9 protein-coding genes are annotated in these 12,421 nt (G+C 44.1%); 7 read left to right on the top strand and 2 right to left on the bottom strand.

Translation table 11 applies throughout. The features are described from left to right. Positions 1–4 precede the first annotated feature (4 nt). Together AC58QM_RS20395 and AC58QM_RS20390 are read right to left on the bottom strand one after the other, a co-directional pair. Positions 5–1,327, bottom strand: a complete 1,323-nt coding sequence (locus AC58QM_RS20395; RefSeq protein ID WP_497286687.1) for a spore germination protein — start codon at positions 1,325–1,327, stop codon at positions 5–7. 205 nt (positions 1,328–1,532) lie between these two features. Continuing rightward, positions 1,533–2,405: a helix-turn-helix domain-containing protein gene (locus AC58QM_RS20390; protein WP_497286686.1), complete on the bottom strand. Its 873-nt coding sequence runs from the start codon at positions 2,403–2,405 to the stop codon at positions 1,533–1,535. A 177-nt stretch (positions 2,406–2,582) separates the two neighbouring features. Between AC58QM_RS20390 and AC58QM_RS20385 the strand changes: the two genes are divergently transcribed. Genes AC58QM_RS20385 through AC58QM_RS20355 form a run of 7 tightly spaced genes read left to right on the top strand, consistent with a single transcriptional unit; the run spans position 2,583 to position 12,222 of the window. Then, positions 2,583–4,307, top strand: a complete 1,725-nt coding sequence (locus AC58QM_RS20385; protein ID WP_497286685.1) for an amylo-alpha-1,6-glucosidase — start codon at positions 2,583–2,585, stop codon at positions 4,305–4,307. Positions 4,308–4,358: 51 nt separating this feature from the next. After that, the gene (locus AC58QM_RS20380; RefSeq protein WP_497286684.1) at positions 4,359–5,483 is read left to right on the top strand and encodes a hypothetical protein; all 1,125 of its coding nucleotides are present in this window, start codon (positions 4,359–4,361) and stop codon (positions 5,481–5,483) included. 58 nt (positions 5,484–5,541) lie between these two features. Next, a complete protein-coding gene (locus AC58QM_RS20375; protein ID WP_497286683.1) occupies positions 5,542–7,092 on the top strand; it encodes an FAD-dependent oxidoreductase in 1,551 nt (516 codons plus the stop codon). Between the two features lie 33 nt (positions 7,093–7,125). Beyond that, entirely contained in the window at positions 7,126–8,445 is a 1,320-nt protein-coding gene (locus AC58QM_RS20370) for an ABC transporter substrate-binding protein (protein ID WP_497286682.1), read from the top strand. 29 nt (positions 8,446–8,474) lie between these two features. Next, positions 8,475–9,353: a carbohydrate ABC transporter permease gene (locus AC58QM_RS20365; RefSeq protein ID WP_497286681.1), complete on the top strand. Its 879-nt coding sequence runs from the start codon at positions 8,475–8,477 to the stop codon at positions 9,351–9,353. Beyond that, positions 9,346–10,176: a carbohydrate ABC transporter permease gene (locus tag AC58QM_RS20360; RefSeq protein ID WP_497286680.1), complete on the top strand. Its 831-nt coding sequence runs from the start codon at positions 9,346–9,348 to the stop codon at positions 10,174–10,176. Before AC58QM_RS20365 ends, AC58QM_RS20360 begins: the two co-directional genes overlap by 8 nt. 57 nt (positions 10,177–10,233) lie before the next feature. Continuing rightward, positions 10,234–12,222, top strand: coding sequence for a putative phage tail protein (locus AC58QM_RS20355; protein WP_497286679.1), 1,989 nt, complete (start codon positions 10,234–10,236; stop codon positions 12,220–12,222). Positions 12,223–12,421 lie beyond the last annotated feature (199 nt).

Raw genomic sequence — 12,421 nt, 5'->3', positions numbered from 1 at the left:
GATCTCACCTCTTTAATGTCTCATGTGCTTTATCCTCGTAAAACCATCTCAAATAAGGTTTACCGAAACTCCGATGACTGCAAAGAAAGCCAAGTAAAAGAATTATCCCCAGCACTAGTCCAAGCATTCCGAAAAAAGAAGCCAACAGTATCATTGGATAACGAATAACTCTAATGGCAAACGACATCGCATTGATCGGTATAACAAAATTCGTAATAGCCACAACCGAGACAATGATGATCATGACGTCTGCGACAAGTCCGGCGCCAGATGCTGCTTGTCCTAAAATAAGGCCGCCAACTGTAGCAGCAGTTGGTCCGATAGTTTTGGGCAAACGTACGGTCGCCTCGATCAAAAATTCCATTAATAACATCATGAATAGAACTTCTATCCAAGCAGGGTATGGCACAGTCGCACGGCTGCCTGAAACGATTAGGACGACTTGTGTCTGCAAAAACTCAGGATTAAAAGTAACGACAGCTATATAAAATGCCGGTAAAAAAACGGTGATGAAAAGGGCGATATAACGCAAGAAAGATAGAAATTTTGCAGCAATAGAAAGTTGAATGATATCGTCCATTGAAGCAAAAAAGTCGAAAAACACCGCCGGTGCTATGACTGCAAATGGCGATCCTTCAAGTAAAACGATTGTCTTACCACCTTGCAAATTTTTAGTAATTCGATCTAATCGCTCGGTGATCATCATCGTTGGGAACAATGACCATTTCGTTTCATTCAATTTCTGTTGCAACTGACTGCTGGAGGAAATCGTTAGGAGGGATATATCTTTTATTTTAGTTTGAATTTGCTGCAACACACTTTCTTCCACATATTTTTTATCGTACACGATCGTGATCTTAGAAGATTTCATCTCGCCGATTTGTTTATGCGACACAGTAAGAGTATCAGATCGGTAGCGGTTGCGAATCAAATTCAACGAGATGTCAAGATTCTCGTTCAGACTAGTTTGCGGGCCAGCAATGACGTTTTCGGTCATCACTTCGCCAACCGTCAGACCCTCATAATTGGGGATGCCAACAGTAAAAAAGCGTTCTCCTATGTGGAGAACAACCGCTCCGTTTAACATTTTATTCACTGCTTTTTGTTCTTCATGGAGTTGTGACCAATCCGAGAAGGATTGGAGGAATTGCTCATACTCGAACGTGGTTAAAGCAAAAAACGGCTTGATCAGCTGTTCAGAAATTTTTTTGTCATCGACAACAGATTTTAAATAATACAGCGAGATGACCGTATCCGCTCGCATTAAATTACGGCTTACGAAATCGTCGTTACCCTCAAACGTTTGCGACAGTTTTGAAACGAGCATAGGAGATCACCTCAGTACTCTAGTGTCTCCTTGTTAAAAGGCATTATGTATAATATGGAAAACAATTAATTAAAACGTTTAAACATAATGGGAATATCTGAAATATGACTTAAATGTCAACCTATATTATGGTAATATAAGGAAAATAACCCCTCACTTAAAGAGAGTGGTTAGATTGATATTTTTGGCTCTCTATTGAAATTGTTTAACCATCGGTGAATTGCTTCCTTAATTCCAGTGGTGTGAATCCGTTCATTTCCTTAAATACTTTATCGAAGTAATTAACATTACAGAAGCCTGTGCGTTCAGCAATTTGCGTGATGCTTAAGTTATGTTCGATTAATAATCGTTTGGCCATTTCTACCCGATAACGATTAATGTAGTTCATCGGGGTAAGTCCCGTTACCTTTTTAAAAAAGCGTGTAAAGTGAAAAGGACTTAAATTCACAAGTCCACCGAGGGTGTCCGTATAAATTTTTTGAGCATAACTGGACTCTATATATTCAATGACCGGTTTCAACCGTTTGTATTGATCAAAGCTTTTGTTCAAGTCTTTTGAAAGAGAAAGTTCTTGCTGATAGTTTCGAAGTAAAGGGATCATCATGCGATATAGCGACGACTTGATAATGAGCTCGCTACCGATATTTTGCTCCGCGTATTCTTTGTATGCGATTTCAAAATGGGGATTCAGTTCGTTCCATAACGGATGTACGGGGTAGATGGGCTCTTGGACCGGAGCTGTTTGAATGAATTGAGCGAGTGCATGCTGTAATTCGGAATGCTCAGAGGAGCCAGTTAATAAGGTCATGTCGAATATCATCCCATGGATGGTACTGTTCTTCCCGTTTAACGAATGCATGGAATGAATCTTGCAGCTATTTATAAAAAAAATACAAGGTGCTTTGGCTATAAAGGTTCGATTGTCGATAAGAATTTGTACCTCACCTTCAATAACCTGTATAAATTCAAGGTGTTCGTGCCAGTGCGGTCTTACTAAGTGAAAACAGCTAATGACTTCAGTCATTCGTAATGGGAAGCGTCTACCTTCGAAAGGTTCAATTTTCTTCAAAACATCCATTGCTGTTCACCCGCCTTAACTATCAGATAATTCTGAGTATACCACAGTGATTTCCGTACCGAAATGAGGAAAAGAGCAAAATCATGTAACGATTGAGCAAATTGTTCTATATAACCCTTTATCTGAATTGCGAGATAATAATATCAATAAAACGGGTTCATAAGGGAGAGAGCAAATTTGACGGGGAGCAAGATAGCGCTAAATGTCCGAGAAAATTTACCTAATCTATGGAAAGAAGGTGCTCTGTTTGCTTTTTCCGGTTATGACGGGCAAACGGATTCCTATTCTCAGTTCGTTGCTACAGTGGGCGAGGGAGCGTATAGCCTACTATTTCATACACCTCAAAGACGAAGGTTACAATTTCTCGTTCCGCATGCCGGTGATGTTCAAATTGCCACGGGAGACGTGCTTTTAACGGAATTGGAGGAAGGTCCACTGATGGCGGTTTATCAGAGCTGGCATACACTTATTGGGAAAGCTCCTTCGTCAGTTAACATCCAGCTAAGTTTTGAAGTAGAAGATGGTGGTAAAGCCTGGGCTGAAGATTCGCTTTTCATTACAGAGTCAGCAAATGGACAGGATGTCATCGCTTTGCTAAGAGATAAGGAACGATGGGCCTTAGCATATGGTCGCCAGATTGAAGAAGCAGTTAGTCGAGTCGTGGTGGGATTGTCATTCGATTCTTTGGAGGAAGCTGAAGCCAGACTACACTATTATCAACATGCACCACGACTTCATGATCCGATGAAAGAACGACTGCTCCTGAAGTGTTTTAGTGTAATGAAAGTCAACACCCTTGCCCCTGAAGGCGTGATTCGTCAGCACTGGTCAACGCCTGATCGTGTTCCTCACAGAGCAATGTGGTTATGGGACTCTGTCTTTCATTCGCTTGCTATGAATCTGTTGGACCCAGAGCTGTCATGGCATTTTCTCAAATCCGTACTGGATACACAGTGGGAGGATGGCATGATTCCGCATACCTACAAAGTGGATGGATCAGGCTCTGGCATAACCCAGCCCCCTATACTGGCTTGGGGTGTCTGGGAAAACTACCTTCATACCAAACAAAGCTCTTACTTGCGTTATGCACTCCCTATACTCGAACGTTATGTGAATTGGGATATAACGAACCGTGATCGCAATGGGAATGGGCTGCTGGAATGGATGATTGAAGGCAATCCACTTTGCCGTTCCGGGGAATCCGGTATGGACAATTCTCCTCGGTTTGATCAAGCGGCAGTACTGGACGCCGTGGATTTCTCTGTATTCGTTGCCCAAGATGCTTATTACATCGGATTGATCGCTGATGAACTCGGTGAAACTGAACGAGCTCAACACTGGCACCGAAAAGCACTTGATTTAACTAGTCAAATTCACAATTTACTCTGGGATGAGCGTGAGGGGTTTTATTTTGATCTAGACATGGATGGAAACTTTTCTCGAGTGAAGGCGGTAAGTGGATTTCTCCCACTGCTCCTAAATCATATACCCCATGAGCGTACAGAGCGATTGATTTCCATCTTGCAGGATACCAATCATTTTCAAACACAATTCCCTATTCCTACGACTGCAGCTTCTGAAAAAACGTACAGCACGGATATGTGGCGAGGTCCTGTATGGATGAATATGAACTATCTTGTATATATCGGTCTTAAGAGACAAGGGAGGAATGAGGAAGCAGATAAGCTTGCACAGCAAAGTATCCAGATGGTTCAGAAATACTATGAGCAATACGGAGTCATTTTTGAGTATTTTGATTCTGCTGACCAAGTACCACCTGTAGAATGCGATCGAAAAGGGCCACATCTGGGTAGATATAATATTCGTCAAAAGATGGACGTTATCAGAGATTTTCATTGGTCGGCTGCCTTGACGGCTTGCCTATTAATGGAACAGGCATAGGAGGAAACAACTTGTGCCTCAAATAAGTGGAGTTGAACAGGGAATTGCTTTATGAAAGCGCGGAACGAGCGAAAAAAAGTAGCTGCCATCATCACGGAATATCGTCCTGATTCTCATGCTGAAGTTATCATCGGACGCTTGCTAGGATTGTTCGGGTATGTTCCGCAAATCGAAGTCGTTTCGCTTTATCTAGATCAGGTACCTGCTAATGATATCGGTACTGCAGAAGCACAATCGCGAGGTATTCCTATCTATACATCCATCGAGCAAGCTATTGCCGCTCCACATATCGGAATTCCAATTGATGGCGTGATATTAATTGGTGAGCATGGTGAGTATCCGTGGAACGAGAAGCGTCAAAAGATGTATCCACGCCGTCGTTTTTTTGAAGAAACATTTCGTGCATTGGATCGCTTAGGGCTTACAATTCCGATATTTAATGATAAGCATCTATCTTATCTCATGCAGGATGCGGAGTGGATTTACAATGAGCTCACAAGAAGGGGGCTGCCTTTTCTCGGAGGATCCTCCATTTCACATGCACCTCAAATACCAAGTTATTCACCCAATCAACTTCAACAGGTGAAGGAGATTTTTGTGATTAGTTGGCTCGGAGTCGAATCCTATGGGTTTCATGGCATGGAGGTGCTGCAAGCATTAGCTGAGCAGAGATATGGTGGTGAGACCGGGATCAGTTCCGTTCAAGCACTGGAGGGGAGATCCGTGTGGGCCGCTATGGATCGAGGGGAGGTTCCCGAGGAACTCATGGTTCAGGCACTTCTCACAGTTCGAGATGTTCTACCCGGTCATCCCAGGGAACATGTAGACGTACCTGTCTTGTTCATTATTGAATATAACGACGGATTGAAAGGCTACGTTCTTCAGCTTCAGCGTTTTATAAGGGAGTGGGGGTTTGCTTTTCGTGGAGCGAGTGGCGAGATTACGGCGGCCCGTTGTGAAAGCGGCATAGGTCGACCTTACAAGCATTTCGAGAAACTGACAAGACTGATCGAGCAGATGGTACTGACCAATCATTCTCCTGTCAGTGCGGAGCGTACATTTCTCACAACGGGAATGATTAACCTTGGCATGGAATCTCTTCATTTAGGAAGAAAGGTACATACTCCGCAGCTCCGATCTATCCGTTACTCTCCTGTTGAGCGCATCGATTTATAGAACAAATGCTGTTGTTTAACACATAATCACTTGCAAATTATACGGAGGAGGATCCAGAATGAGTTCTTTTTCAAATTTGTATTATTATAAGCCCAAACAACCTCTACCTCGGCAACCTAATCATATTGAGGCTGATCTTTGCATCTATGGCGGTACGCCCGCAGGCATAGCAGCAGCCATTCAAGCTAGTCGCATGGGACTCAAGGCGGTGATAGCTGAATTCAGTCAACATGTAGGAGGGATGACAGCAAGTGGTCTCGGACGTACGGATGTTGGTAACACCGGTGCGATTGGTGGGATTTCCAGCGAGTTCTATCAAACACTGGGTCAATACTATGGGAGTGATGAGCCGGATGGAAGGGCTTGGGCATTGGAACCTCACGTCGCAGAAGACATCTTTATGAGTTGGTTACAGCGAGATGAGATACCTGTTTATTTTGAACAGCATTTAGATCGCGTAGAACTCCAATCAGGTCGTATTACACAAATCCACATGGAAGACGGAACAATCTATACAGCGCCTATGTTCATAGATGCCTCCTACGAAGGTGATCTACTTGCTCGGGCAGGCGTTTCCTATCATGTAGGCAGAGAATCCAACACCGTGTATAAAGAGATATTGAATGGCATTCATTTTGGTCATCCGAAACATAATTTTACCGCTTGGGTAGACCCCTATGTACGAGAAGGTAAAATAGACAGCGGTCTGCTCGCAGGCATATCCGACGTAGCACCCGGTGTGCAAGGACAGGGAGATGAGTCCGTTCAGGCTTATAACTTCCGGATTTGTTTGAGTAGCAATCGAGAACGTCAGCTTCCTTTTCCAGAACCACCTAACTACAATTGTGATGAATTTGCATTATTGGCGAGATATATCCGTAACGGCGTCTGGGATGCCTTAAAGCTCAACAAGGAGATGCCCGGCGGTAAGAGTGACTTGAATAATTGGGGAGCCATTTCAACCGATTATATCGGACGTAATTATGCTTGGCCTGAAGCGAGCTATTTGAATCGTGAGCGGCTCTATCAAGAACATCTACATTATAATATGGGCATGCTTTATTTTTTGGCCAATGATGACACGATCCCAGCAGTGATTCGAGCGGAGGTTCAGACTTGGGGGCTTCCAGCAGATGAGTTTACCACGACTGGCGGATGGCCGCACCAACTTTATATTCGTGAAGCAAGACGTATGATTTCAGATGTTGTCATGACAGAACATCATTGTCGCCACTTCACAACTGAACAGGATTCGGTAGGCTTAGCCGCCTATACCATGGACTCACACAATTGCAGAAGATTGGTTCTAGATGGACGATGTATTAATGAAGGAAATGTTGAAATTAGTCCCAATGGGCCTTATCCGATTTCGTATCGAGCCATCATTCCCAAAGGCGAAGAGTGCACAAACCTTGTCGTGCCGGTCTGTTTGTCTTCCTCACATATTGCTTATGGCTCTATTCGAATGGAACCTGTGTTTATGATTCTTGGTCAATCTGCAGCGACTGCTGCCGCTTTGGCGCTAGAGCATCAATGTGCATTGCAGGATCTGGATTACAATTTATTGCGGAAACAGCTTCTGCAGGATGGTCAAATCCTAGGTCATTGATTCGAAATTGTTCTTAAAAGGGAGGTCATACTCATGAACAAAAAGACAATCGTTATTGGCATCATAGCAGCACTATCACTCACGGCCTGTTCAAACGAGAAAGCAGCGGGAACGTTACCTAGCAGTGCAGGTGGAACGGCCACGGCAGCACCAACAGCAGCACCGTTAAAAGATGTCACGCTAAAAATTGGCTTGCCTGGCGGTTATGACATCACTAGCAAAAAAATCATCACTAACTTTCAAGTGAAGTATCCGAACATTACCCTAGAAATCGAGGAGACACCCTGGGCGGATTTTGTTACTAAAATCGTTACCCGTATTGCTGGAAACAATCCGCCAGATCTTTGGCTTCAAGAAAACGCCGTTGTTCTAGGTTATGGAAAACGAGGGGTTGCGGAGAATTTAGAACCGTACATCAAGCGTGACATGAAGACGGATGACTATGTAAGTGCTCTTACATCCGCCAAACTGGATGGGAAAATATACGGAATCCCACACGGGATCAACCCTGGGGCATTGGCTTTTAATAAACAAATTTTCAAAGATAATAACATCCCCTTGCCGACGGATGATTGGACCTACAATGATATGATAGAAGCTGCGAAGAAGTTGACAAAAGACACCAACGGTGATGGAAAAGCAGATATTTACGGCTTCCAAGCAGGAAGTAATATCACACTAGGTTGGTTGCCTTGGATGAGGGCGTACGGCGGTTCCTCGCTCGATTCAACGTTAACTAAAGCTGCTTTTACAGATCCAAAATCAATTCAAGGGCTGACAGCCTGGTCCGATACGATCAATAAACTGAAGGTTAGTCCTACTAGAGAAGCTGCAGCTACAGGCAAGTTTTTCGAAAATGGGAAGACGGCGATGACATTCATGCAGTATGCAACGCAAGTTTCACTCAATAAGAGCAAACCGGACCTTGATTGGGACACGGTTAAGATGCCTATCGGTATGGATGGCAAACGCTTCGTTCCGATGGTTGTGAATCAATGGGTTCTATATTCCAAATCCAAACCTGATGTGAAGGAAGCCGCATGGACATTCCTCAAGTACTATTTGAGTGATGAGGGGCAAGGCTTGCTATCGGAAAGCGGCACAAGCTTGCCAGTGAAGAAAACGGCTCTGGCAGAGCTCGAGAAATCGACGACCAAACCTCTTAACAAAAAAGCGTATACGAAAGGGATTGAAGAGGCGGGTGGTACACTGGATGAGAACGCATCCTGGAACGAATGGAGAGCGGCCGCCGGCCCGATCTTGAACGATATTATGGACGGTAAGCGTGCACCAGAAGACGGAGCCAAAGAAATTCAACAAAAAGTCCAACAAGTGCTCGACGATAACAAATAACCGGCTTGGACTTAGAAAGGGGTGTTCCAATGCGCAAACAAGGCTGGTGGGGCTTCGCCTTCACTTTACCTTTTGTCCTGCAGCTGCTCATCTTCTTCTTGTTTCCCTTCGTATTTTCACTTTATATCACGTTTACGAAGTGGGATTTATTCAACCCGCCGCAATGGATCGGTTTGCGCAATTGGAGCCAGTTCCTACATCAAAAAGTGTTCTGGCTTTCCATGCGTAATGTCGGCTATTTTGCCATCCTATTCGTGCCGCTTCAGACATTCGTCGCCCTTATTCTGGCCTATTTGCTCAATCAGCAGATTCGGGGTAAATCCTTGTTCCGGGTGATCTTCTTTCTCCCTGTGATCACACCTTGGGTGGCAGGGGGGATGATCTGGCTATGGATTTTCAACAATGAATTTGGCTTGTTAAACTGGATTTTACATACGATGGGGATTGGGCCGGTCGATTGGATACGGAGTGGGAAATGGTGGTTAGTCATTGGGTCTATCGCCCTCATTAACGTCTGGAAAGGGGCCGGCTATTCCATGGTTATCATTTTAGCTGGCATGCAAAATATTTCGGAAGAAATGTTGGAAGCTGCACGGATGGATGGTGCGACAGGTTGGACTTTATTCACCAAAATCATTATGCCAATTGTGTCCCCTATGTTGTATATGGTGATGATCCTCTCAACGATTTCTGCTTTTCATGCATTTGACGTGTTTCTTGTTATGCTAGGTGACGTTATTTCTGTTGCAGATCGGAATATGGTGCCGAACATCCTGATTTACCGCGATTCTTTCCTAAACTTTAAAATGGGCAGCGCATCCGCCATGGCATGGGGACTGTTCCTGATCATTCTGCTCATCACCATTGTACAGAAGGTCACGGAAAAGAGGTGGGTGCATTATGAATAAAACAAACCCTGGTTTAAGAACTGCCGCTTACGTGATATTAGGCATTGGATCCTTTATCATGCTTGTTCCTTTCCTATATATGCTTTCAACTTCTTTGACAGCATCGGGCTCGGAACTAACCTTACCACCCAAACTAATACCGGAACCGTTCGTATGGCATAACTACAAGCAGGTGTGGATTGAGGTTAACTTTCTGCAATACACCGTGAACAGCATCTTTGTCACGATGATGGATTTGATTGGAACCGTAGCTTCCTGTGCGATCGTAGCCTACGGTTTAGCTTTCTTCCAATTTCGCAGTAGGAATCTTATTTTCTTATCGATGTTAGGTACGATGATGCTGCCATCCCAAATTACGATGATCCCCACTTATTTTATCTGGAAATCTGTCGGTGCACTTGATACGTATTATCCGCTTATTGTGAGGAGTTTTCTTGGCGGGGCATTTGGCATCTTCTTGCTGCACCAGTTTTATAAGACTCTACCGAGAGAACTGTATGATGCAGCTTGGGTAGATGGGGCAAATCCATGGAAAATTTTTTATAAGATCTATCTTCCTCTAGCGAAACCTGCCTTATCGGCACTAGCTGTTTTCACCTTCATGAGCGCATGGAATAACACACTAGAGCCTCTTATTTACTTGCAGGATAAACATATGTTTACACTTCCTCTCGGACTGCTGTTTCTGAAAAACGAAGTTCAAAACCGGATGACGCTCGTCATGGCTGGCGCCGTTATTACAATTGTGCCTGTGCTTTTCGTTTTTCTATTTGCTCAAAAATACTTTGTTCAAGGAATCGCTTCAACGGGATTGAAAGGCTGACATTACTGAAACCCTACTTATTACCCGCATGTCGGGAAAAGGAGAGTAAAGATAGCTATGTCTAAACCATCTAATCAATCAAATCATGTAGAAGAAGCTGCACAAAAAGTGGACGTTGAGGGAACAACAGAGCGGGAAGAAAAGAGTAAACCATTAATTAGCCGCAGGAAGCTCCTAGCCACGTTAGGTCTGGGGGGGATTGCTGCAATCTCTACAGGACTGTGGGAGGGTGCAGGAAGGTCAACTGTCTTCGCCAAAGATCAGACGGTAACCGGTTCCGTATATGGTATCGCGAATAAAAATCGTAAAAAAGAATTACTTGAATTGCTGGACATGCAATTGTGCATCGCAGTCAAGCTGGAGGATCTGAGGAGTGAACTTGATCCTAATCCGAGTTTAGCTTACTACGTAACGAATGAGATGCAAGAAGGTTTCTTCCGCTATGACCCGAATGACACGACTACCGCTGATAACACGGGGACCGTACTTGTATCTACGAATGGAAAGCGATTCAAACGCATGTATGAGGATACGATTATCGCAACGTGGTTCGGTGCCAAGGGTGATGGCGTAACGAACGATACATTAGCTTTACAAGCGGCATTGAATGCTTCTACTGGACACAAGTTATTCATTCCTAAGCAGCGGGGCGGCTTTTACTTAACAGGGCAGCTGTTCATTCCAAGCCAAATCGCAATTGAGCTAGAACCGGGGACGGTTATTCAAGCGATTGACACACTGAGTCGAGTGAGTCCCGTTTATGAACGGTTAATTCGGATCAAAACCGTCAAGGACGTGTATATCAACGGTAATGGCTCCACATTACGTATGAATAAAGCAGTATATACGTCCGGTGAACAAGCCCACATTTTCGATATTAGCGGCTCAGAGAACGTCCTTATTGAAAATATCAATGCCAATGACAGTGGCGGAGATGGGTTTTATATCGGATATTTTGAATCGACAGTTGCTTTTTGCCGGAATGTTGTACTCCGAAATTGCCGAGCGGACAATAACCGCAGACAAGGTTTATCTGTTATTTCTGTAGATGGCCTTACTGTGGAAAATTGCCGCTTCACCAACACGAAAGGGACAGCTCCGCAGAGTGGTGTCGATATTGAGCCGAACGGCCAACTGGATCTGCTGAAAAATATTCGCTTCATTCAATGTGTGGCGGAAGGGAATACAGGTCGCGGTTTCCTAGTTACTTTGTTGAAGCCAACTGCGGCTAGTGCGCCCATTGATATTGTTTTTGATCGCTGCATCACAAAAGGCAATTCATTTGGTTACTCCATGAATTATGGAGGAGATGGGGTTAAAGCCGTCCAAGGTGAAATTAAATTAATCGATTGTATCGCCGATAGTGAGCAATACGGCGGATTCTCTGACTTATCTTTCTCCGCGGACAGCGCGAAGCGTTCCTATATTCGCTGCAAAGCGATCAACTGCAATACGGTTAATCAGCCAGATGACCCTTACGGATATGGTTCCTCGTTCATTCTTACAACGGTGCCCGCACAGGTACGAAGCGTTATCGGAAATGCGGTCTATGTCGATTGTGAATCCATTGATTCACGACAAGTCCCCCTGATTAAACGGGGATTTTCGTTAAAGAAAAACAAGACAGAAATCATACGGAACGTGGCCTATCTCAACTGCTCCATCAAAGGTGGAGGTCAAAGCATTTATTCGATAGATCCCACATCAGAGGACATTTATGCAGAAAAACATCCGCTGCTCATTCAAGCTTACACGTCCTCCGGTGCCATCACCCTCGACTACATAGGATTCAAAATCACCAATGCCGGCGCATCCGGGGAAGTTAGTCTGACACTACCCACAGCAAAAGCATCTGTTTCTTATACTTTTTTTGTAGAAGCTTCGAATCGACTTAATCTCGTAACACAGCCTGGTAAAAGCATTCTGACACCAAATGGAGGGAAATCCCTTATTGGTACAGCAGTGCAGGGCAATTCCATCACACTGTTGGGACGGTCAGACGGTCAGTGGGAGATTGCAGGCATAGTAGGGGAATGGTTGGTATAGTTTGGATATAAGTAAAAGCCTGAGGAATCAGGCTTTTTTTCGTGCGTGAAGCATTGGGTACGGGATGTTTTTAATGAAGTTGTGGTAATATAAGGGAGACCATTAACGAATAACAGATGACATTTTCCCTGTTTATTCCTAAAACTATTTGACAGCAGCAAAGTGATATATTATATTCGGACAAGCTAATAAGTGCCGT

The organism is Paenibacillus sp. J22P165 (assembly GCF_059692015.1).
The sequence above is the reverse complement of the archived record's forward strand: the minus strand, read 5'-3'. Positions and strand labels throughout refer to the sequence as shown.